Annotated in this window: 20 protein-coding genes; 1 reads left to right on the top strand and 19 read right to left on the bottom strand. The window is 65.3% G+C overall.

The features are described 5' to 3' along the window. Positions 1–91: 91 nt before the first annotated feature. The 6 genes from BJQ95_RS07040 to BJQ95_RS07015 form a co-directional block, all read right to left on the bottom strand. The gene (locus BJQ95_RS07040; protein WP_130178462.1) at positions 92–733 is read right to left on the bottom strand and encodes a dihydrofolate reductase family protein; all 642 of its coding nucleotides are present in this window, start codon (positions 731–733) and stop codon (positions 92–94) included. Between the two features lie 299 nt (positions 734–1,032). Continuing rightward, the gene (locus BJQ95_RS07035) at positions 1,033–2,091 is read right to left on the bottom strand and encodes an ROK family protein (protein ID WP_256041564.1); all 1,059 of its coding nucleotides are present in this window, start codon (positions 2,089–2,091) and stop codon (positions 1,033–1,035) included. 179 nt (positions 2,092–2,270) lie between these two features. Then, positions 2,271–3,833, bottom strand: a complete 1,563-nt coding sequence (locus BJQ95_RS07030; RefSeq protein ID WP_130178464.1) for a glycoside hydrolase family 5 protein — start codon at positions 3,831–3,833, stop codon at positions 2,271–2,273. A 3-nt stretch (positions 3,834–3,836) separates the two neighbouring features. After that, entirely contained in the window at positions 3,837–4,619 is a 783-nt protein-coding gene (locus BJQ95_RS07025; protein ID WP_256041563.1) for a carbohydrate ABC transporter permease, read from the bottom strand. An 82-nt stretch (positions 4,620–4,701) separates the two neighbouring features. Continuing rightward, positions 4,702–5,595 carry a carbohydrate ABC transporter permease gene (locus BJQ95_RS07020; RefSeq protein WP_240694842.1) on the bottom strand — a complete coding sequence of 298 codons (894 nt, stop codon included), beginning with the start codon at positions 5,593–5,595 and terminating at the stop codon, positions 4,702–4,704. 63 nt (positions 5,596–5,658) lie between these two features. After that, positions 5,659–6,903 carry an extracellular solute-binding protein gene (locus tag BJQ95_RS07015; protein ID WP_130178466.1) on the bottom strand — a complete coding sequence of 415 codons (1,245 nt, stop codon included), beginning with the start codon at positions 6,901–6,903 and terminating at the stop codon, positions 5,659–5,661. 407 nt (positions 6,904–7,310) lie between these two features. Between BJQ95_RS07015 and BJQ95_RS07010 the strand changes: the two genes are divergently transcribed. Beyond that, a complete protein-coding gene (locus tag BJQ95_RS07010) occupies positions 7,311–8,720 on the top strand; it encodes an MFS transporter (RefSeq protein ID WP_130178467.1) in 1,410 nt (469 codons plus the stop codon). 32 nt (positions 8,721–8,752) lie between these two features. Here BJQ95_RS07010 and BJQ95_RS07005 read toward each other — a convergent pair whose 3' ends face one another. From BJQ95_RS07005 to BJQ95_RS06945, 13 genes are all read right to left on the bottom strand, one after another. Continuing rightward, positions 8,753–9,733 carry an SRPBCC family protein gene (locus tag BJQ95_RS07005; RefSeq protein WP_130178468.1) on the bottom strand — a complete coding sequence of 327 codons (981 nt, stop codon included), beginning with the start codon at positions 9,731–9,733 and terminating at the stop codon, positions 8,753–8,755. A 22-nt stretch (positions 9,734–9,755) separates the two neighbouring features. After that, on the bottom strand, positions 9,756–10,112 hold the full coding sequence (locus BJQ95_RS07000; protein WP_130178469.1) for a helix-turn-helix transcriptional regulator: 357 nt from the start codon (positions 10,110–10,112) through the stop codon (positions 9,756–9,758). A gap of 65 nt (positions 10,113–10,177) precedes the next feature. Continuing rightward, complete coding sequence (locus BJQ95_RS06995; RefSeq protein WP_130178470.1) at positions 10,178–11,392, bottom strand: thiolase family protein; 1,215 nt, start codon at positions 11,390–11,392, stop codon at positions 10,178–10,180. Continuing rightward, complete coding sequence (locus BJQ95_RS06990; RefSeq protein WP_130178471.1) at positions 11,373–12,809, bottom strand: class I adenylate-forming enzyme family protein; 1,437 nt, start codon at positions 12,807–12,809, stop codon at positions 11,373–11,375. Before BJQ95_RS06990 ends, BJQ95_RS06995 begins: the two co-directional genes overlap by 20 nt. Before the next feature lie 87 nt (positions 12,810–12,896). Then, entirely contained in the window at positions 12,897–14,426 is a 1,530-nt protein-coding gene (locus BJQ95_RS06985; protein ID WP_130178472.1) for a PTS transporter subunit EIIC, read from the bottom strand. 74 nt (positions 14,427–14,500) lie between these two features. Continuing rightward, positions 14,501–14,962, bottom strand: coding sequence for a PTS glucose transporter subunit IIA (locus BJQ95_RS06980; protein ID WP_130178473.1), 462 nt, complete (start codon positions 14,960–14,962; stop codon positions 14,501–14,503). A gap of 63 nt (positions 14,963–15,025) precedes the next feature. Then, positions 15,026–15,922 (bottom strand): N-acetylmuramic acid 6-phosphate etherase, encoded by an 897-nt coding sequence (murQ, locus tag BJQ95_RS06975; protein WP_165384980.1) that lies wholly within the window; start codon positions 15,920–15,922, stop codon positions 15,026–15,028. A 29-nt stretch (positions 15,923–15,951) separates the two neighbouring features. Next, complete coding sequence (locus BJQ95_RS06970; RefSeq protein WP_205750178.1) at positions 15,952–16,785, bottom strand: MurR/RpiR family transcriptional regulator; 834 nt, start codon at positions 16,783–16,785, stop codon at positions 15,952–15,954. Positions 16,786–17,050: 265 nt separating this feature from the next. After that, entirely contained in the window at positions 17,051–17,923 is an 873-nt protein-coding gene (locus tag BJQ95_RS06965) for a carbohydrate ABC transporter permease (protein ID WP_240694844.1), read from the bottom strand. Between the two features lie 67 nt (positions 17,924–17,990). Further along, positions 17,991–18,932, bottom strand: coding sequence for a carbohydrate ABC transporter permease (locus tag BJQ95_RS06960; RefSeq protein WP_130178476.1), 942 nt, complete (start codon positions 18,930–18,932; stop codon positions 17,991–17,993). Positions 18,933–18,939: 7 nt separating this feature from the next. Continuing rightward, positions 18,940–20,109, bottom strand: coding sequence for a sugar ABC transporter substrate-binding protein (locus BJQ95_RS06955; protein WP_256041559.1), 1,170 nt, complete (start codon positions 20,107–20,109; stop codon positions 18,940–18,942). A gap of 130 nt (positions 20,110–20,239) precedes the next feature. After that, positions 20,240–21,859 (bottom strand): FAD-dependent oxidoreductase, encoded by a 1,620-nt coding sequence (locus BJQ95_RS06950; protein WP_256041558.1) that lies wholly within the window; start codon positions 21,857–21,859, stop codon positions 20,240–20,242. Beyond that, entirely contained in the window at positions 21,856–22,917 is a 1,062-nt protein-coding gene (locus BJQ95_RS06945) for a LacI family DNA-binding transcriptional regulator (protein ID WP_130178477.1), read from the bottom strand. Before BJQ95_RS06945 ends, BJQ95_RS06950 begins: the two co-directional genes overlap by 4 nt. Positions 22,918–23,071 lie beyond the last annotated feature (154 nt).

The raw sequence follows: 23,071 nt of genomic DNA, 5'->3' as shown, positions 1-23,071 counted from the left end.
CTACAGACCACGGTTCGTGCTGTTCAGGGCGCGAAAAAGGAGGACCAACATTCGCCAAACCCCAATCTGGATCTGGGACCTTCGGGGGCGCTCAGCGACGGAAGGTGACGTGGATGACACCGCTCTCGGCCACCTCGGAGGTCACCTCGTAGCCGCCTTCCAGACCGTTCAGGCCGTCCCAGAGGCGCGATCCGACGCCGAGAAGGATGGGGGTGATCCCGACGTGCAGCTGGTCGACGAGGCCTGCGCGGAGGAAGTCACGCGCCACGCTCACTCCCCCGCCGACCCGGATGTCGCCGTCGCCGGCCAGGGTGCGCGCCTCCTCGAGTGCTTCCTGCGGGGTCACGCTGCGGAAGTCGAACCGGGTGCCGTTCGGGAACTCGATCGACGGCCGCAGCGTGTGCGTGAGCACGAGGACCGGATACGCGAATGGCGGCTCCTCGCCCCACCAGCCGCGCCAGTCTGGTTTGTCCGGGAAGGTGTGCAGGCCGAACATCCCGGCGCCCATGATCTCGGCGGTCACGCCCTCGAAATACGCCTGCGCGTAGCGGTCGTCGACCCCGGTGGTTCCCTTGCCGGTGCCCTCGTGCAGCACCCGCTCCCGAAAGGTGCGGGTGGCCACATAGGGGGCGACCAGGCGACCCCAGTCCTCGCCGAAGACGTTCTCCGGCGCCTGGTCGGCGGTGGCGGCGACGCCGTCGAGGGAAATGTTGAGGTCAACGCGGACGACCATGGGCGCTCCTGTGTTGGTAGATGTGGGTAACCCTATGATTTTCCCGACGACCGGTCGCTGTCAACGGCCGCACTCGGGGAGGGCGGCCCCACGACGCCGGCCGAGTATCGAGGGTACGACTCGAGTCGGTCGAGCACACCCCGATTCATCATGGGCCGGGGTGTGCTCGGTCGAATCAGTAGGACGCATCCACGGTGACCTCGTCGATCGTCCACCACTGCGGTGCGACACCGGTCTGAGTGATCCGGATGTACCGGGCGGTCGCGGGCACGCAGAAGTGCGCGACCTCTCGGCGGCAATTACGCTGTGAGGTGGGTTGCGCGAGGCTGATTCAAGACCGCATTCAGCGGCAGAATCGCAGCGCCGAGAGCTACGGTGTCGCCGCCGAACTTACTCGCCGAGAGGGCGAACTGAGCACCAGGCCGATCCAATGCCTCGGCTCGGATCGCAGCCTCGATACGTGGCGCAAGCGTCTCCATCAGGCGCAGTCCGACCCAACCACCGATAATCACTCGATCGGGGTTCGTGAGGTTCACCAGGCTGCCGAGCGACGAACCGAGAATAGCAACGAGCTCGTCCACGACCGACACGGCGATCGGGTCGTCGGCGTCCGCCGCAGTGAGCAGATCTCCCACCGCTCGCCAGCCGCTTCCCTCGAAAACTCCCCCGGCTTCACGCCACGCTGTGAAAATCGAATCGGCGCCCAGATAGGCCTCGACGCAGCCGTGCTTGCCACATCGGCAGAGGCGTCCGCCGTGCACGATCCTGACGTGCCCCCACTCCCCCGCACTGCTTCGTGAGCCGTGGGCGAGCTGCCCGTCGCTGACTATCCCCAGGCCCACTCCCCGGCCCATCAGCACGACGAGCGCCTCTGCGACGCCGCGCGCTTCACCGTTCCACATCTCGGCCATCGCTTGGGTTTTTGCGCCGTTCTCGGCAAAGATCGGGAGGTCGTGCGACACAAGGTCGGTCACCGCGATCGCAGGCCAGCCCTGACTCTGGGCATACAGCATCTGTTCACCGGAGACGGCGGTCTCCACGATCCCGGGCAGCCCAAGTCCCAGTCCGACCATTTTTTCCCATGCGCCGGGATTGCGTGCACGGAGGGCGTTGAGTGCGTCGTCGAGGTCCCGTCCGATCACTTCGATCGGCTCACCGGAGTGTCCACCGCGAAACTCGATGTCGATCCGGGTCATCGATAGGTCGAAAAGTTCCATCGCCACACCGCGTTCGCCGACATCCGCGCCGAGTAGATAAGCGCCCGCGGGATTCGGCTCAATGAGCGTCGTCGGCCGGCCGCCGCTCGAGGCCACGGTGCCTGCCTCCAGCACGAGGCCCTCGGCGATGAGCTCCGTCACCAGGTTGGTGACCGACGCAACTGACAGCCCGGACTCACGGGCGAGCGCGGCCCGAGTGGTCGACCCGGCCAGGATGATGCTGCGCAGCGCCTGCGATCGGTTGCGCTGGCGTACGTCGCTGACCGTCGCCGGAGAGGAGCTCGTCGCGGACGGTCGGCTGGTCATATGTCCTGAACCTATCAAGTTGAGCTTTCCACTTCCAGTCGTGAGATCGTCGAGGCGGCCATCGCCACAACGCGAATTCCCCGGTCGGTCTGCTCCACGCGAGTGACGCTCTCCGCTCCAAGCACCCGGACGGTTGCGGGATCAACGGCGGCAACTTCAAATTCGAGCCAGTCGCCCGGTTGCAACCTCACCACAAGCTCTTCTTCGCTTGTATACGCCCGACCATCGGTCTGTTCAAACGGGTTGGCCGGATGCACGCCGGCCGAAGCCCACGCCAAATTGACGGCGTCGCTCGCACGGATACCGTCGATCGTTGCGGAGGACGCCGACGAATACGATTCGCCAGCGCCCCGAACCCCGAATCCCCACGCAGGAATCACGACGGGATGCTCGCCGAGCAAGGCCGCAATGATGTTGGGGTTCCAGCGAGCCACATCCACCGACATATTGGCCAGAAGTCCGTCGAAGATCCTCGTGGCATCGGCCACGACGAGCGAATCGTCCGAGCCGGCGGCGACAACGGCGGCCCACCCGTCAGGAGCGGCGATCGACACGGGCGACGTGACTGTGTCCAGCTTCTTCCATGGCCAGAAGTTCCAACCGATGTTATGCGACTCGTACAACCGAAAGGCCGTATACAACCACTCAAGCGTGTTCTCACCCCCTTCCCCCATGTAGATCGGCAGCCCGAGCCGGTCGCGTACCTGCAAGAACGACGCAATGCTGGCAGTATCGGGCGACGACCAATATTTGTGGAACTGGAGCATCGAATTCTCATCCCAGACCTCGGTGAAGATGCTCCAGTTGGTCGCCCAGTGCGAGCCCTCGTAGACGATCAGATGACCCGGATCCTCTTCTCTAATGGCCGCGGTGATGTCTATGTAGAGCTCTGCGAGTTCCGCCGCGTACACGTCCTGCCATTCGTTGGGCAACGGCTCGTTGAGCAGGTCGTAGCCCAGTACGACGGTCTCGTCGGCATAGGTGCGGGCAAGGTCGCGCCAGAGTCGCACCGTGAGAGCGCGGTAGGTCTCGTCCATGAACAGCTCGGGTTTGTTGTTCGGCGAGTCGTCGATATTGGTGCCGGTTTGTCCGCCCGGCGCCCCGTGCAGATCGAGCAGCACCCACAGACGGTGTTTGCGACACCATGCGATCAATCGGTCGATCATCGCGTACCCATGTTCGAGCGGGGCACCGTCATCGTCCTGAAGGAGTCTTGAGTTGATCGGTAGGCGCACGTGATCGAAGCCGCTCTCGGCGATCTTCTGGATATCCGCTTCGGTGATGTAACCGGCATGGAACGAGTCCCAGAACCGGCTCGCTCCGTCTACTCCCAGTAACCGCGTGGTCAGCGCCTCGATCTCCCTGGGAGATTCGGCGCCCGGCCCGAACTTCCACATATACCCCTCGGGCAACATCCAATTTCCGAGCCCAACGCCGCGCAGCAGCAGCTCATGACCCGTGCCGTCATAGAGGCGGGCGGCGCGGGCTTGCACAAGGCCGTCGAACGAGGCGGGGCGACGGCGGAACTCGGTGGGTGGCGCAACGGGCGAGGGGGAAGGCACAATTGCTGACTCCATGGGCTATTTCAATCCGGACAGGGCGAAGCCCTGGATAACAAAGCGTTGGAAGATGACGAACACCACGAGAATCGGTACGACCATGACCGAGGCGGCTGCCATCTGCAGCGATGGGTTGACGGCGAGCTGCTGGTTGAGGAGAGACAGCCCCACCGACAGTGTGTAGAGCTTCTGGTCGCTGGCAATGATGAGCGGCCAGAGGAAACTGTTCCAGCCGGCGATAAAGGTGAGCACGACCTGAACGGCGAGGATCGGCTTCGACATGGGCAGCACGATCTGCCAGAACGTGCGCCACTCGGTCGCTCCGTCGAGCCGTGCGGCCTCGAGCATCTCGGACGGAATTGTCGACATGAATTGGCGGAACAGGAAGATGCTGAATCCGCCGACCAAGGTCGGCAGCGCTATACCGATGAGGGTATTCGTGAGTTTCATCTGGTTGAGGATCAGGTAGGTGGGGATCATCGTCACCTGAATCGGCACCATCATCGTCGCGAGGACGAGAAAGAACATCCAGCGCTTACCCCGAAACTCAAACTTCGCGAACGCGTAACCCGCCATTGCCATCAGAAGCAGGCCGACCATCCCGATCGCAACGACGGCGAGGGTGTTCACCAGGTAGCGCCCGAAGTCCAGCTCCGTGAAGAGCACTCTGTAGTACTCGAAGGTCGGCTCCTTCGGCAGCACCGACGGAGGGAGATCCGTGGATTCCCGTTGCGGCTTGACGGATGCCGTCAGCATCCAGATGAACGGGAAGGCCGTGATGATGGCCCCGATCGCGAGAATCACCCCGATGACTACGGTGAGCTGACGCGACCTCCGTGCGGCGGCGCGATCGGTCCGACGCAGACGAAGGCGGATTGCTCGGTTCCTAGTATTCATCGTCGGCCTTTCGTGCCCGGAGCTGGAATACGGTGATGATCGCGATGATCGCGAACAGCACGATCGACCCGGCACTGGCATAACCGAACTGATTCATTCGGAACCCTTCCTTGTAGAGGAAGATCGACACGCTCGTCGTGGCACCGAGGGGGCCACCGTCGGTCAACACGAACGGTTCGTCGAAGAACTGCCCCCAGGAAATGATCGTCGTGACCGTGACGAAGAAGATGGCGAATCGCAGCAACGGCACGGTTATCGAGAAGGTCTTCCGCCACTCACCGGCCCCATCGAGGGAGGCTGCTTCCAAGTAGTCCTTCGGCACCCCCTGGAGCGCCGCGAGGAAGATGATGATATTCAGGCCGGTGCCTCGCCAAACCGCGACGAGCGCCACCGAGAATTTGGCGAGCACGGGATCGGACAGCCACTGCACCTGCTCGACTCCCACGAGGGAGAGCAGGTAGTTCAGAAAACCGAACTGGGTGTTGTAGAGGTACCCCCAGATGAGTGAGATCGCGACGATCGCGGTGATCGCGGGGATGAAGTAAAACGACCGCAGCGCCCGGAAGAACGGATGATCGCTTCGGTTGAGCAGCAGGGCAACGGCGAGAGACAGGACGACGATGGCGGGCACACCCACGAGGGCGAAGATACCGGTGTTCGCGAGCGCTTGCCAGAAGTCGGCGTCCCCGAACAGTGTGACGTAGTTGTCGACACCGACGAACTTCACGTTGCGGATGTTGGCGAACGCCGAAATATTCATGTTCGTGAAGCTGACGGCAAGAGCGACGAAGATCGGGAACACCCCGAACGTCACCAGCAAGAGCATCGCGGGCGAGACGAAGAGGTACGGGGAGAGCCGGTTGCGCAAGATCGCTCCTTTCACTGAGGGACTGGTTCCGGCACGGGAGGGCCGCCCCGTCGCCGGGACGGCCCTCTGGTCGTTGTGCTAGTCGATCCCCAGGCCCTCGGTCTTGGCGAAGAAGCCCGCCAGCGTGTCGTCACGGTCGGCGCCCGTGAGTGCGATCGCGTTGAGCGCGTTCAGGAGCTCGGTGCCGACGGAACTGTCCCAGTTCGACACGAGCGGCAACACCTTCGACGAAGCGAGTTGTTCGGTGTAGACCGCCACGTTCGGGTCGCTGTTGAGATCTTCATCGCCCAAGGCCGCGCTGACCGTGGGCAGTTCACCGCTGAGCGAGTACCACTCCAGCTGCGTCTCTGGCTCTGCGAGGTATTCCAAGAGCTCCAGTGAGGCATCCTGCTGGTCGGTGTTGGCCCACACACCGAGGTTCGAACCTGCGAACAGCGAGGTGGAGGATGTTCCCGCTGGTAGCAGGCTCGCCTGCCACTTACCGTCGAGTTCCGGCGCGCCGTCCGTGATCGCTTTGCCCAGGTACGGGCCGCTCACGAGCATCGGTGCGACACCGGAGATGAATCCCTGCGTCTGGTCGAAGTCACCGTTGGTCGGCACACTGCCGTCGGCGTACAGCCCGGTGTACATGTCCACCGCATCCTGGAATTCGGGGGTATCGAAGTCGACATTGCCGTCGGAATCAATGACGTCGCCGCCAAGGCTCCACGTCATCTCGATCGGCAACGGTGCATCCCACTGTGGGATGTAGTAGCCGTACTGTCCGCTCCCCCGACTCGTCAGGGTCTTGGCGTCGGCACGGAGTTCGTCCCAGGTGGTGGGAGGGGCGTCGATCCCGTTCGCCGCGAGGATATCGGTGCGGGTGAACAGAACGCGAGTGTCACTGACCCACGGCACGCTGACGACCTCCCCATTGACGGATGTGGCGTCTCCGCTCACCCCGGACGGGAAGTTCGCGGGTGCGAGCCCGGGATAGTCGCCGAGGAGATCGTCGAGGGGCAGCAGTGCGCCTGCATCCGCGAAACTACGGAGCTTGGAGAGGCCGATCTGCAGGACGTCCGGCCCGGCGCCCGAGGCGACCGAGGTCGTCAGCTTCTCGTCGATACTGTCCCACGGGATGGCGACAACCTCGATCTCCTGTCCGGTCTCCGTCACGAACGGGGCGACGAGGGACTCGAAGTTGGCGCCAGAGTCGCCCATCACCCACACGGTCAGGGGCCCCTCGGCAGCGGAGGGGCTGGGATCGGAGGCGCAGCCGCCCAGGCTCAGCGCGAGTCCCGCGATGACCACGGGAGCAAGTGCATTCTTCAGAATTCTCTTCATTGAGGTTTCCTCTTCTCGGTACAAGTAGACAGGTGATTTTCGGACTGATCGCCTTCGGCGGGGACTTGACTTGGCCGAGTTCACCGTCGTTCCCGTTGTCGAACGACTTCGGCAGCTTCGGCCACCACATTCTCCATCAGTTGAGACTTATTACAAGGTTTATAATAACGGTTGTGGAAACTCTGTCAAGCACAATTCCGGCTGATATCTTCAGCACCAGGAGGTGGCATAGCCAGCGTCCGACCACTGATCTCCGTGATGGGTGAATGTCACAAGAAACCACACAAGACAAGATCGGGTCCGGCTTCGTAAACTGATTCAACGGTCTTGGCTCGCCTGAGGCCGTCGATTCGAACGGCGCCGTTCATACTTGCGACGCCACGCGAGCGCCTGGGAAGGACGACCACATGAGCCACATCAACGACGCGCCCGCCGAGTCTCAGACCGAGTCGACACCCGGCGGGGCCCGCACCTTCGCGCAGGTGCTGGTCAACACGGCGGTCGCCAACGTCACTACGAGCTTCCTGTGGTTCGCGCTCACCTTCTGGGTCTATCTGGAGACCCGCTCGGTGCTCGCCACCGGAATCATCGGCGGCGCCTATATGCTGCTCGTCGCCCTGTTCTCGATGGCCTTCGGCACCATCGTGGACCGGCACCGCAAGCACCTCGTGATGGTATTCGCCGGTGCGGTCACCCTGATCGCGTTCAGCATCGGCGGCGGGCTGTACCTCGTGTTCCCCGAGTCCACCCTGCTCGACCTGGGCGGGCCGTGGTTCTGGCTGTTCAGCGGCATCATCCTGTTCGGCGCGGTGATCGAGAACATGCGCAACATCGCCCTGTCCACGGTGGTCACGCTCCTGATCCCCACCGAGCGACACGCCAACGCGAACGGCCTCGTCGGCACCGTGCAGGGGCTCGCGTTCATGGTGACCAGCGTCTTCAGCGGGCTCGCGATCGGGTTGCTGGGCATGGGGTGGACGCTGCTCATCGCCATCTCCCTCTCGGCGGCGGCGCTGCTGCACCTGCTGTTCCTGCGCATCCCCGAAGCCAAACCGCAGCAGGAGGGCGAGCGTCTCCCCCTGGTCGACCTACGCGGCAGCATCACCGCCGTGCGAGCGGCGACCGGACTGTTCGCGTTGATCATCTTCTCCACCTTCAACAACCTCATCGGCGGCGTCTACATGGCGCTGATGGACCCGTACGGCCTCGAGCTGTTCCCGGTGGAGCTGTGGGGCATCGTGCTCGGCGTCACCTCGACCGGGTTCATCATCGGCGGTCTGCTGATCGCGAAGTTCGGCCTGGGCCGCAACCCGATCCGCACCATGCTGCTGCTGGTGATCCTCATGGGAATGCTCGGCGCGCTGTTCACGATCCGCGAGTGGTGGTGGTTGTACGCCGCGGGCATTTGGCTCTACATGACGCTGATCCCCGCCGTCGAGGCGGCCGAGCAGACCGTCATCCAGAAGGTGGTGCCGTTCCGCGAGCAGGGCCGCGTGTTCGGCTTCGCGGCCGCGTTCGAGTCGGCCGCGGCTCCCGTCACTGCCTTCCTCATCGCGCCGATCGCCGAGTTCATCATCATCCCGTTCATGAACTCGGATGCCGGCCGCGCCGACTTCGGCGCTCTCCTGGGCGGCGGCGAGGCGCGCGGCATCGCGCTGGTGTTCCTCATCTCGGGGATCGTCATGGCATTGGCGGCCACCGCGGCGTTCTTCACCAAGTCCTACCGCCGTATCTCCGCGCAGTACCTCGACCAGGACGAGTCGGTGCCGGCGGTCGGCGAGCCGGATGCGCTGACCGAGGCGCAGCTGCGGCACTGACGTGACTCGCAGTTGCACCTGGGCGCCTGGGGCTAAGCCAGGGTCGGCTGCAACAGCCCCTCGAGGCGCTGGTAGCTCGTCTCCATGCCGTCGGTCATGCCGGTTGCCATGACGGCGTCGCGCTGCTCGGCGTTGGCGTAGGTGATGACGAGGGAGAGCAGGGTGCCGCCGTCGACTTCGGTGAGGGTCATCTCGTTGATCGTGGCCGGGAAGTCCATTCCGATCATCGCCTCGGTCGTGACCGCGCGGTGCGGTGCCGCCGATTCGAGCAGCTCGCCGGTGAAGCCGAATCGCTCGTCGCCGCCATCCCGCTGCCACTCGTAGCGGTAGCTGTCGCCCACAGCGGTCGCGATCTCGCAGACAGGCATCGACCAACCGTCCGGTCCGAGCAGCCACCGCTTCATCAGGTCGGCGTCGTTGTGGGCGCGCCAGACCTGGTCGACGGTGCCGCGGATGACTCGCGCCACTCGCACCTGGGTATTGCTGAGGATCTCTGCCTGGGCCCCGCGTGCGGTGGCGAAGGAGGCCAGGTCGGCCAGAACCTGGTCGATCTGAGCCATTGCGTCACGGGCGCCCTCGAGCATGCCCATATCCAGGAGCTGCTGCATCTGCTCGACCGAGTCGAAGTGCGAGGTGGTGCTGAGACGGCTGCCATTGCTCGTCTCTTCGAAGGCGAAGTCCACCCGGGTGGCCGGGAGGTCGGTGTTCGGCACGCCCGCCTCATCGGCGAACCGGTCGATGACCTCAAAGGAATGCGGGGCGTCGGCCGCGGTCCAGTCCCAGCAGCCGTAGTGCACGTCGCCCTCCGGTCCGGTCATCGAATACACACTGCGCCCGCCGGTGTGGGCGTCGTGCCGGAAGAACGTGGCCGGGTACGCGGGCGGGCCCCAGAACAGTTCGATCTGGCGCGGATCGGTATAGGCATCCCAAAGCCGGCGGAGGGGCGCCGTGAAGTCGGCGACGATCGTGATGGTGAGCTGGTCGAGGTCTTTCTCGACGGAGGTGACAGGCATGATCTTCCTTTCGGTTAGTCGGTCAGGTGTCGGTTGAAGCCGGGTCGTCGTCTTCAGCAAGCAGAACGTCGAGACGATCGATGCGCGAACGCCAGACCACCTCGAAGCCGTCGAGCAGGCGCTGCGCCTGGCGGATGCGATCGGGGTTGCCCCGCACCATCCGCTCACGGCCGCGTGGCTCCTTGGTCACCAGCCTCGCCTCCTCCAAAACCGCAACGTGCTTCTGCACCGCCGCGAACGACATGTCGTAAGAGTGCGCCAACTGCGACACCGTGACACCGGCGACGAGTGTGCGGCGCACGATATCGCGCCGCGTCACATCCGCGAGGGCACGGAAGAGGCGGTTGACGTCCTGGTCTGAAAGCTCTAATACAACCATTTGATTGTATGATATTCGACGGAGACGCGTCGCACAAGCTCTCAAGATTTCTCGGGCTCTCCTGGTCACCGCATCGGCGTCTGCCACCGCCAGAGTGCGGCCAGCCCGAGCCCGCCGGCGATGCTGAGCGCCGACAGGGACAACTCCCCCTCGGACGCGGCGGTACGCGCCTGCTGCAGGAGCCGAAGCACGAGCAGGGCCCCCGACGCGCCATAGGGGTGCCCGAGGGCCAGCGCCCCACCCTGACGATTGGCATTCTCGGCCGGCAGGCCCATCAGGTCGAGCGAGGCCAGCACCTGGGCGGCGAAGGCTTCGGTGAACTCGACCCGGCCGAGGTCACCGGCCGTGATTCCGGTGCGGGCGAAGAGTGCCCGGCCGGCCATCGCTCCCCCGATGCCGAGCAGGTTGGGGTCAACGCCCGCCGGAACCGCGTCGACAAAGGCCAGGTACCCGGTTGCGCCCCAGGCGTCGGCCCTGGCGCGGCTCGTCACCACCACCACTACGGCGCCATCGGCGTCAGCGCAGGAGTTCCCGGCGGTCACCGAGCCGTGCGGCGTGAAGGCCGCCGGGAAGCGCGCCAGGAAGTTCGCTCCCAACCCCGGCCGGGGACCGGAGTCGCCGGCAACCGGCCCGGCCGGGGTCTGCACGGGCACGATCTCGTCGTCGAAGGCGCCCGCCGCTATCGCGGCGGCGGCGAGGTTATGGCTGCGCAGCGCGAACGCATCCTGGCGATCCCGACCGATGCCGTACTGCGCCGCGACGGTGTCGGCGGCGACGCCCATGTCCGGGTCGCCCAACTCGTGCGGTGCAAAGCTCACCCGGTCGTAGAAGTCGGGCGCGCCCGTCGTGGAGCTGAGCCGGTGGGCGCGGAGGGGCGCCGTGCTGGTGCTCTCGACCCCGCCGGCCAGATAGAGGCTGCCGGCGCCGGCCTGCACCAGTCGACAGGCCAGCACGATGGCCTCGAGTCCGGATCCGCATTGGCGGTCGATGGTCTGCCCGGGCACCGAGACCGGCAGGCCGGCCGTGAGCAGGGCCAGCCGGGCCACGTTACCGCCACCGCCGACGGCGTTGCCGATGATCACGTCATCCACCGCAGCCGGGGGCAGTCCCCCGTCGGCCAGCACCGCTGCCAGCACTGGCGCCAGCAGTTTGTCCTGGGTGACGGTGCGCAGGGCCCCGTTGCGACGGGCGAAGGCTGTGCGTCGGCCGAGCAGGATCACCGGCTGCCGGTCGGCCGCCGAGGTAGGCCCGTCGGCGGGATCAGTGAAGTCGGATGACACGTGAGTCTCCCTGCTCGATCCAGCGGCGGAGGATGGTGCGGCTGACCTTGCCGGCAGCGGTGAGGGGCAGTTCCTGCAATCGGTAGTAGTCGTGCGGCCGCTTCGGCGATGCCAACACGGCGCTGCTCGCGCCACGCAGGCCGGCGACATCCAGGTCGGTGTCGGCGAGCACGGCGGCGACCAACCGGAGGCCACGACCGGGATCCGGCAGGCCGGTCACCACCGCGGCCCGCACCCCCGGCAGCGCCTGCAGCGCCGCCTCCACCTCCTGCGGGTAGACGTTGCTACCGGCACTCACGATCATGTCGTGACCGCGGCCCAAGTGGTGCAGCACCCCGGCGGTGTCCAGAAAGCCCTGGTCCCCTACCGTGCACCAGTCGCCGTGCTGCTGGAAGGCTGCTCCGTCGTCTCCCCAGAGATAGCCGTCGCAGACCAGGTCGCTGGCAACCTGGATGGTTCCGGGCACGCCGGCCGAAACGGGCGCGTTGTCTCGGTCGACGATGCGGATGTGCACGCCGGGAAAGGGCAGGCCGACGGCCGTCTCGTCAGACTGCGGCGCCTGGCCGGGGGCCAGGACGGTTGCGGAGACGAACCCGAGCTCGGCTGCTCCGAAAAAGGCGACCAGGGTTGCGGAAGGCGCCCAGCGCTGCAACAGGCGGGTGGTGTCGAGGTCGAGCTTGGCCCCTCCGCTGACGATGCAGGAGATTCCTGGGCAGCTATGGTTCGCCGTGAGCCCGCGCTGGGCCAGCAGCCGCAGCACGGCCGGAACGGCCACCAGCCGGGTGATGTCGTGGTTTTCGATGCTCGCCAGGGCCGCCGCGACGTCAAAGCCCGGCAGTGTGTGAAACGCCGCCCCGACGTGGAGGGATTCCGCCAGCGCGTAAAGGTTGAGGCTGGCGCTGAGAGGCCCGGGGGCGAGCGTGCGGTCGTGTCCGGTGAGGCCGAACATTTCGGTGCTGCGCCGGAACGAGTGCTGCCACGAGCGTCGAGTCCGGCTGATCGCCTTCGGCAACGCCGTCGTGCCCGAGGTGAAGCCGTAGAGGAAGGTGGACTCCGGCGGACCATCGACCAGAGCGCCAGTGGGTGGCGGCGTACCTGGAGCGCCCGGCGTGAGCTCCAGCCGGCCGAGGCGGCCCCTGACCTCGAGCTGTTGCTCCTGGGGCCAGGCCGGGTCGAGGACGGCGACGCTCCCGGTGCCGGCGATGCCGGCGAGCAACTGCAGCACGAACTCGAGACCGTTTGGCTGGCTGATGAGGGTGGGTCCGGTCCGGAGGGCCGTTCCGGTCGGGTTTCCGCCGAGCCGTTCCAGAACCGCATCACGTAACTGCACGTAACTGAGCCGGTCGTCGCCGACCTGGACGGCGAGCTGTAGGGGGTGGGTCTCGGCCCCGTGTTGGAGTGCGGTGAGAATGGGCATTGCACCCATTTCTACCGCATAGCGCCTTTTTTCTACCGCATAGCGCCTTTCTACCGCATAACGCCGCTGGAGAGTGCGGTCGGCCCCTTAGGAGCGGTTGCGTGAATCGGCCAGTACAGGGGCCCGAACGTCAGGTCCTCCCGTCGCCGCAACGTCGGCGGCAGGCACCAGTCCCGCATCGATCGTGTCCTCACTGTTCAGGCTGATCAACTGGTCGCGGGAGAACCCGAAGAACCAGGTGGTGACGAACCCCACGACGTAGGCGACGATCAAGCCCGATGCGTACCCCAGGGCGGCAACACCCCAACCATGGCTGCCCTGGAGCAGGGGAAACAGCGACAGGTCGCTGGCGCCGATGGCGATGGCGCCGACGGTGTAGCCGAGCTGGTCGAAGAGTCCCACTACCGCGCCGCCGAAGGCGCCGCCGATGCAGGCGGTGATGAACGGCCGGCCCAGCGGAAGGGTGACGCCGTAGATGAGCGGTTCGCCGACTCCGAGAAAGCCGGCCGGAAGTGCGCCCTTGATGGTGCGTCCGATGCTCGTGTTACGGCGGAGCCTGAAGAACACCGCGATCGCTGCGCCGATCTGACCGGCGCCGCCCATAGCCAGCACCGGCAGCAGGGTCGTGTAGCCGACCTGTTCGATCAGCGTGGTGTGAATGGGAGTCAGAGTCTGGTGCAGGCCGGTCATCACCAGCGGCAGGAACAGACCGCCGAGAACGAAGCCCGCGAAGGCACCCGCCGTGGTCAGCAGCCCCGTGGCGCCGATGCCGATCTGTACGGACACCCATCCGGCGGCCGGCATCAGGAGGAACAGAGTGGCGAGGCCGGTGAGCACCACCGTCAGCGTGGGCACGATGAACAACGCGAGCACGTCGGGCGACCACCTGCGGGCCCACCGTTCAATGTACGCGCCGAGGATGGCCGCCGCCATGGCACCGAGTACGCCACCCTGGCCGGGGGCCAACTGCTGACCCCAGACGACGATGTTCACGACGCCGGGGGCGACGATGATTCCGCCGATGACACCGCCGATGATGGGCGTGCCGCCGAATTCTCTGGCTGCGTTCATTGCGACGAACACGGCGAGCAGCGCGAAGAACCCGCTCGACATGACGCCGAAGATCGGCGACAGGCCGGCCAGCCACGGCACCGAGCCGCTGGTGGCCAGGTTGCTCAGGATGCCGTTGATCCCGGCAATGAGACCGCACGCGATCAGTGCGGGGATCAGCGGCACAAAGATGTTGGAGACGCGTCTCAGCACATTCTTGACCGGGGTGTTGTTGCGCTGCTTGTTCTGTTGCCGGATGGCGGAGCCCTTGTCGGCCAGCTGATCAGCAGTCGAGGGACCGGAGTCCTCTGACAGTGCCTCGCCGCGAGCTGCCTCCAGATCGATGGCCACTCGGTCGACCAGACCCGGGCCCAGCACGATCTGAAAGTTCTCGCCGGGCAACGCGGCGATGACGTTGTCGATCGCGCGCAGCGCTACGACGTCAGCCAGGCTCTGGTCTCGGACACCGACACGCAGCCGGGTCATACAGTTCTCGACGTCGATGATGTTATCGGCGCCACCCAAACCAACGAGCAACTGGTCTGCAATGAGTCGGGAGTCGGCCATGACTGCTTTCCTTTCGAGCAAGATGCGCAAGTTGCGCGGGAGAGGTGATTTCTTTCATGCGGTGGACGCGTCCGTCAACTGGGCCAGGAGAACAGCATCTCGGCGGCGTCGATGGTCCGGGTGTCCGTCGGTGCGGGCACGGAGCCAGGCGGGCTCTGCAGAACGATGACCAGGCAGACGTCGGAGTAGCCGTGCGCGGCAATGACCTCTTGGTCGAACCGGACTACGGGGTCGCCGGCCTGCACCGTGGAACCCTTGGTCACCAGCACCTCGAAGCCCTCGCCGTTCAGGCGGACGGTGTCGATGCCGAGGTGCACCAGAACCCCGGTTCCTTCCGTTGACTGGATGACGAAGGCATGCGGTTGGATCTGAACGATGGTGCCGCTCACCGGCGCGCCGGCGGTCACCAAGCCGGCAAGACGCGAGGGTTGAAGCGCCAGTCCCCCGCCGACGATTTCTTGGGCGAAGACAGGGTCGGGCACGTCGCCGAGCGGCACCACGGTTCCGCGCACGGGACTGAGGATGTTTTCGGGCATGGCAGATTCTCCTAGGAGTGGGGTCGGGGTGACTGTTGACCGATCGTGGCCGAACGCGGGGGCTCAGCTCAGTGCAATGGCCGTGCGAACGTCGCCGTCTGCGTTTTCGAGGCGAGCGCTGGCGGTGGCGAAATCGGTGTCGGTAATCAGCATCACCACGGCGGTCTTGGCGCGTCCGCCGGCCCGATCGATGGCGGCGGCCGCGGTGTCCTCGTCTGCCCCGGTGGCAGCGCTCACGATGCGCCGGGCGCGGTCGACCAATTTGGCGTTGGTGGGCTGCACGTCGACCATCAGGTTGTGGAAGACCTTGCCGGTGCGGATCATGCTGGCGGTGGAGAGCATGTTGCAGACCAGCTTCTGTGCCGTACCCGCCTTGAGACGGGTGGAACCAGTCAGTACCTCCGGTCCGGTGTCGACCTCGATGGCGACGTCGGCGTGCTGGCTGATCGCGGCACCGAGGTTGCAGGAGACCGAGACGGTGGACGCACCAATGCTTCGGGCATGGTCGAGACCGCCGATGACGTACGGGGTGCGACCGCTGGCAGCGATGCCTACGACCACGTCATCGACGGTGAGTCCGACCGCTATCAGGTCGGCCACGGCGAAGCTCGGATCATCTTCGGCGCCTTCCACAGCCCGGAGGAAGGCCCGCTCACCTCCCGCGATAAGACCAAGGACTTCCCCAGGGTCGGTGCCGAACGTTGGTGGACACTCCACGGCATCCAGCACACCGAGTCGACCGCTGGTGCCGGCACCCAGATAGATGAGCCGGCCGCCACGGCGGCGCGCGGTCACAATCGCTTGCACCGCATTCTCGATGGCCGGCAGGGCCGCCGCCACCGCGAGCGGAACAGTTCGGTCTTCCTGGTTCATCACCGTGAGCAGGTCGGCAACCGACATCGTGTCCAGGTCGGTGGTGCGGTCATTCGCGGTCTCGGTTCCCAATGTGGCTAGTCCCACGTCACTCTCCCTGGTGTCGTTGAAGCTGTTCATGGTCGCCGTACTCGTCCTGGATGGGAACTGACGGCGGCATAGGTGCGTTCGAGGGCGGCGCGGGCTGCGGGCAGCGATTGCGCAACTCCAACGAAGATGGCGTCGACGAGCAAGAGTTGCCCGGTGCGGCTGGCCATCGCTGCGGAACGAAACCCGAATTCGCGACCCGCAGTCACCAGAACGTGTTGCGCCTGCGCCGCCAATCGAGACCGGGTCGCGGCAGTGATGGCCACGGTACCCGCACCCGTCGAGCGGGCCGAATGCAGTGGCGCCACGGTGCCAGGGTTCTCCCCGGCGTGGGAGACGCCGATGGCCACGTCGTCAGGCCCCAGCAGAGAGGCACTGACCATCGCCGCGTCGTACTCGGTGTATGCCCTGGCGAACAATCCCACCCGGTTCAGCTTCGCGGTGAGGTCCTCTGCGACCAGCCCGGATGCGCCGATCCCGTAAACATCGATCCGGCGAGCACCCCGAATAAGATCGATCACCTTCGCCAGGGCGACGAGATCGACGAGTTCGGCGGTGGCGCGGAGCTGCTCAGCCTCGAACGCGGCCAGCTTGGTCAAGACCACGCCAATGCCGTCACCGTCTTCGATGTCGGCTCCCACCGGAACGGCAGTTTCATGTTTCGCGCCGCCCTGTGCAGCCAGAGCGAGCCGGAGTTGGGGGTAGCCGTCGAATCCGAGGCGGCGCGCGGTACGAACAACACTCGCGGTGCTTGTCGAGGCACGATCAGCGAGTTCGTTGACCGTCAGAGCGGACGCGCCCGTCGTGTCAGACAGCAAAACCCGCCCGATCCGGGCCTCGGCCGGCGTCAGTCCAGGCAGCATTGCACTGAGCCGGGCAACCACATTCGGCGTATTCGCTCCCGCAAGCTCGCGCTGAGGGCCGGCCATCGCCACACCGCCAGGGCCAAGCGGTTGAGCGTCCTGGGATACCAATGGAGCCTCCTATAGGGTGCGACTGCGGCCGTGCCGCATGTAAGAAAGTTTCGCACGAATTCCCCTTGAGGTCAATAGGTTACATTCCTCCGGTTGCCCAACTGCACTTTGATGTCTGAGGGACCACTCGCCCACTCGTCGAGGCCCGCCCGCGTCAGCCCTTGAGCCCGCTCTGGGCGAGCCCCTCGACAAACTGCTTCTGCGCCAAGACGAAGACAACAAGCACCGGAAGCGCGGTCATCGTGGCCGCTGCCAGCTGAACGTTCCAGAGTTGCCCGCCGTACGCATCCGTGTAGCGCGTCAGCGCCTGCGGCAAGGTGAAGAGCTCCGGCGACTGCAGGTATACGGTCGGCTCGAGGTAGAGATTCCAAATGTGGAGAAAGGTGAAGATCGCCACGGCCGCAAGGGCACTGCCGGCCAGCGGCATCGCGATGCGCCACCAGATCTGCAACCGTCCGAGTCCGTCGAGCCGGGCTGCCTCCTCGAGTTCGATCGGCAGCGACAGGAAGAACTGCCGCATGATGAACGTCGCCAGCACGCTGGGCGCCCCGAAGGTCGACACGAGCAGGATCGGCCAGTGCGTGTTGATCAGACCCATGGTGTTGAAAATCTGGAACAACGGCACGATCGTGATTTCACTGGGGATGAGGAGCCCGACGAGCACGACCAGGAACAGCGCGTTCTGGCCGGGGAAGCGGATGCGAGCGAAGGCGTACCCGGCGAGCGAGGCGATCAGCATGGTGCCGGCGGTGACGAGCACGGAGATGTAAAGCGAATTGAAGTACTGCTGGGCGAACGGTTGCATCTCGAAGGCTTTGACGTAGCCGTCGAAGGTGGGGTTCGCCGGCCAGAGTGTGGGCGGGGAGGCGAAGATCTCGCTGATCGGCTTGAGCGACGAGATGATCATCCACCAGGTGGGCATCACGAACGGAATCGACATCACCGCGAGCGCCAGATAGAAGAGCACGCGTCGCCCGGTCCGGGACCGGTCACCGGTCTTCTTCACGATGGCCGCGCGCCCTGCCACCGTGTGGGGGTCGGGCGCCGAGGGCCCGGGGCGCCCCGTCGCTGCCGGGCGGGTTTCGATTGCAGAGTCAGTTCTCATAGAACACCCACTTCTTGCGGAGCTGCCACTGCACAACCGTCAGCACGAGCACGATAAGGAACAGGACGAGGGAGAGCACGGAGCCGTAGCCGAATTCTCCGAAGAGGAACGCCTGCTGGAACAGGTAGTACACGAGCACAGTGGTCGAGATGCCTGGGCCGCCCTGGGTGAGGACGGCGATCTGGGCGAACACCTGCAGCGAACCGACGATGGTGATGATGAAGGTGAGCAGGATGGTGGGCGAGATCAGTGGGATGACGATTCGGGTGAAGATCGTGCGCGGGCCGGCGCCGTCCATCCGTGCCGCTTCCTGGAGTTCTTGCGGCACCCCCTGGAGCGCGGCCAGGAACAACACCATGTTGAGTCCGACGTTCTTGAAGACCTGCACGATGACCACGGCGGCCATGGCCGTTGGTCCTTCACGAAGCCAATTCGGGCCGTCCACACCGACCAGTTCTAGCGCGCCGTTGACGCCGCCGTTGTCCTGGAACAGGAATCCCCACACGATGGTCCAGGCCACGAGGGAGACGACGACCGGAGAGAAGAAGAGGGTGCGGAAGAAGGTGATTCCGGCGAGAGAGCGGTTGAGCATCACCGCCAGCAGCAGGGCCAGGGAGATGTTGAAGAAGACCAGGGCGACGGAGAAGATCCCGGTTGTCCGCATGACGGGAGCGACCTGCGGGTCGCCGAGGAACCGCTCGAAGTTCGCCACTCCCACGAAGGTGAAGGTGTTCGCGAGCACGTTCCATTCGTGGAAGCTGAAGTAAATGACGAGCGCGAGAGGCACGAGCACGAAGGCCGCGATGCCGAGCACCTGCGGTGCGACGAACAGGTAGCCGGCCAGTGCATCACGCTGCAGGTGGGTGAGGGGGCGGCGCCCGCCGGGGCGAGCCGAAGCCCGCCCCGCCGGTGACTTGATGAGAGTGGTCACGACGTCTTTACTTCCCCAGAAGCGGCTCGACGGCGTCGCACACACCGATGAGGGATTCTTCGATGTCGGCTTCGGGCGTCCAGATTGCGTCAAGTGCGGCGCGCACGGTCTGGCCGACCTTGGCGGAGTCGGTGTGGCCGGGGCGGACCACTCCGGTCTCGATGCCCGGGATGACGACGTTCTCGATCTGACCGGCGCTGAGCACCGGGTTCGCTGCGGCGAGGGTCTCGGTTGAGAGTTGTGATGTCCGAGCCGGCGGGAACCACTGGGCGAGCTTCTTGGAATTCTCCGGGCTGCTGAAGAATGCGAGGAAGTCGGCGGCGACGGGAGCGTTCTTGCCTGACGCCATCACGCCGATCCCAGCCTGGCCGACCATCGAGTACTCGCCTTCCGGGCCCTCGGGCAGGGGCAGGAGGTCCCAGGCGAATCCAGAGTCAGGCAGAACGGATGCCCGCGAAATCTGCGTGACGGTGAACGCCGATTCCCCGGCGAAGAAATCGGCCGTTGTGCCCGGGCCGGGCATCGATTTCTTGTCGAACGCGGCCTCGTGGAGGAATGTGAACGCGTCCACCATCTCCGGCGAGTCGAATTCGCAGGAGGCTCCGTCATCGCCCCACGGTTCGGCCCCCCACCCCATCCACACCGAGGCGAGGTTGTCCCAGGAGGTGTAGTCGAAGTCCCGCACAACGAAACCTGCCTTGCCGGTGGCCGCATTGACGGCAGCTCCGACCTCGGAGATGCCCTCCCAGTTCCACTTGCCGGCGGCTTGCAGTTCGGCAGCCGTCGGCTGGCCTGCTGCTCGGAGGAGGTCATCGTTGGCGAACATCACGAACGGCGACGTGGAGAATGGATACGCGATGAGCTCGCCGTCCTTCTGCCAAAGCGCCGTCGCCGATTCGCTGAGGTCGTCGAACTCGTAGCCATCGGTCTTCTCCAACGCGTCCTGGATCGGTGCGAGCGCTCCACTGTCGACGAAGTCGAGTGCCGCGTTCTCGAGGATCCAGGCCAGGTCGGGTGCTTTGCCTCCGGCCACCTGCGTTGTCAGCGTTGTGGTGTAGTCCTCGAAGGGGAGCGGCTCGAATGTGATGGATTTCACTTCCGGGTGTTCTGTGATGTACTGGTCCGCGATGTCGTCGAACAGGGCGAGCTGGTCCTGGTTCGCTGTCCAGACGGTCATTCGCAATTCGACATTCTTCGGCTCTGCTGCTGGGGCTGACGACGCGCACCCGGCGAGCAGAAGCGATGTCCCTGCTAGCAGACCTACGGCGGTCAGCATCTTTGCTGATCTCATGAGCGATTCTCCTTGGTTAGTAGCCGGTGACGTCGGGCCAGTGCAGCTCGACACCCCGGGTTGTGAGAAGGGATTGGAATTCCTCGAGCAACCGAGGTGTGTTGCGGACCACGCGGGGATCCACCGCGTGGTCCAGACAGAAGGCCGCTAGCCAGCCCGCTGCCTCGCCGATGTTCCACTCCACCGGGTGGAGCCGGAAGGCCCCATTGGTGATGTGGGTGGTGCCGACGTTCTTACCCGCGGGGAGGAGGTTGTCCAGGCGAACCGGGATCATCGCACCGAGCGGAATCTCAAACGGCGCCGACGCGACGTCGATGTAGTTGTCCCCACCCGTCGACGGGTGCAGGTCGATGCGGTACATCCCAACCCCGACGGTGTCGGGATACGTTGCCGGCTGGCCATGCCCGCGGGCAGCGATCGACAGGTCACCTTCGACGACCGTGTACTCGGCACGGATGCGGCGCGACTCACGGATGTAGGGAGCCATGGCTAGTCCGTGCTCGGTACCAGTGATGTCGCCGCGCAACCGCAACCCCGGCCAGCCGGTCCCGCCGTCGGGGCGGGGCGCCTCGGTTTGCAACCAGTAGAAGAAGGAGTAGCTGAGCTGACGGGAGGCTTCCAGATGGCGCGCCCGCGAGGCGGCATCCGCATCGATGATGTTGCCGTCGAGGTAGTCGATCATCGGCCAGTTCACGAGCACGAGGTCACCCTGCAGGTGGCCGTCGGTGAGGTTGCCCTTGGCCAGGATGCGACGGAAGACCCACAGTTCCTCGTCGCCGCCGCCGGCACGCTGGTCGGCGAGCTGCGTCGTCGGGTCGTCATTGACCAGCGGGTTGAACGACCGGGTGACGATCTCCAGCGTCCGCGGGTGCGGTGCCGTCAGGCTCAGAAGCGGCGCGCCCCAGAATTCGGGGGCGTAGTTGCGCCAGTAGTCGTAGCTCGCGGGCTTTGGGATGGTGTGGTCTTCGCCGTCGACGTGGTCGAGCACGAAGCACCAGGACAGTGCCTGCACATTCTCGGCGTCGCCGACCTCGGGCGCGCTGGGCTCGCCGGTCTCGTCTCGGCCCTCGGTGCCCGTGACGTATTCGGCGCCGGTCAGGGGCAGCAGGTCGCCGAGTTCGGTGGCGTCGAGCACGTAGTCGGCGGTGATCGTCGTCTCGGTGTCACCGGCCAGGGAGGCGAGCGTCACCGAGGTCACCCGGGTGCCGTCGACCTCGGCGGAGAGGGGCACGACGGACTTGATGATGGTGAGCTGTTGCGATCCGAGGTAGCGCGCCAACAGGGCGTCGATGACGGCGACGGCCACCCGAGGTTCGGCGCACAGCCTGCTGACGAGGCCGGCACCCGGGTTGAGGTCGGCGCGGTCTTTCACCTTCTGGAGTAGAGGGTAGTTGTCGCGGTAGTAGTCGCGGATGCCTTCGCGTAGCTCCTGGTACGACGCCGTCACCCCGAACTGCTCCACCCAGGTGTGCTCGTCCATTGGCACGGCCTGGCTGGTGAGTTGCCCGCCGAGCCACTGGTATTCCTCAGTGAGGATGACGCGCTTGCCGCCGCGCAGCGCTGCGAGGGCTGCGGAGACGCCGCCCATGCCACCGCCGACCACGAGAACTTCGGTGCTGAGGGACGTGCGGTTCACAGAGCGCTCCCGATTCTCGGGGCGCCCAGTGTGGCGCCCTCGATGATGACGCACTCGAGCAGTTGCCGGTGCGGTAGTGGTTCAACGGCATCGGATGAGCCGTTCATGATCTGGTGAAGGAGAGTGATCGCATTCGAGCCGAGCTGCGGGCGCGGAGCGGCGAGCCGGGTGAAGTCGAGGCCGCGTTCGCTGGGACGGGTGCGCTCGCCGAGCACCACGATCGATAGGTCGTTCGGGATATCGACACCGTCCGCGACAGCGATATCGACGAGGCGGTGGGCGTGGGTGGCGTCCTCGACGATCAGCACGGTGGGCGCAGCTTTCCGGATGGCTCGCCAAGCGGCCTCGAGGTCGGAGCCGTCGGTAGTGGCGCTGGTCAAGGCGACTCGGGCCTCGTCGAGCACGCGCACCAATCCGGACTGGCGGTCGCGGGTGGATTCGGCATCGGTCGGCACGTGCAGTGAATAGAAACGCCTATGTCCTTGGGCAAGGGCGACTTCCGCGAGCTTCGACGTGGCATTCGCGTAGTCGACACCGACGTACGGGATGCGCCCAGCGGGATCGTCCCGTCGTCCGATCGCCACAAAGGGATAGCCGGAGTCGACGAGACGGTTGAGCTCTCCGGTGTCCATCTTCTGGCCGAGCAGCAGGCATCCGTCGGCGAGCCGCAGTCGGTTCTTCTCGTGGAAGAGCTGGCGGCGCCCATCGACTATCGGCGCGCTGGTGAACATCAGCAGGTCGACACCGAGCGACTCTGCGGTGGTTTCGATGCCCATCAGCAAGGGCGCGTAGAAGTCCGAGGTTTCCTGCGGGAAGGCCGGCTCGTAGGTGAAGATGCCAACGAGGTTGTTGCCGACGCCGGCGAGGCTGCGTGCGGCGGGGTCCGCCACGTAGGTGGTTTCGGCGATCGCGTCGAGCACCCGGCGGCGTGTTGCCTCAGGAATCCGCGAGGTCGAATCTGCTTTGCCGTTCAGAACGAGCGAGACCGTGGCCTGACTCACGCCGGCCAGCTCAGCGATGGTGCGCTGGGTGACTCGTTGCGACTTTGTGCGCGACATTGCGGGATTCTCTTTCTCGGCGGTGAGACGTTGCCACGGGCAACTGCTTATGCGTATTACCGTGTTTTCGAAAAACTAACTGGTTATACGTATTAGCGCAACAATTCCGAGAAAACACGTCAAGACCTGGTAGGTCGTCTCCATGCCGCCGTTC

It is taken from the genome of Cryobacterium sp. SO1 (genome assembly GCF_004210215.2).
Lineage (GTDB): Bacteria > Actinomycetota > Actinomycetes > Actinomycetales > Microbacteriaceae > Cryobacterium.
Note: the sequence above shows the minus strand (reverse complement) of the source record. Positions and strands in the feature narration are given on the sequence as shown.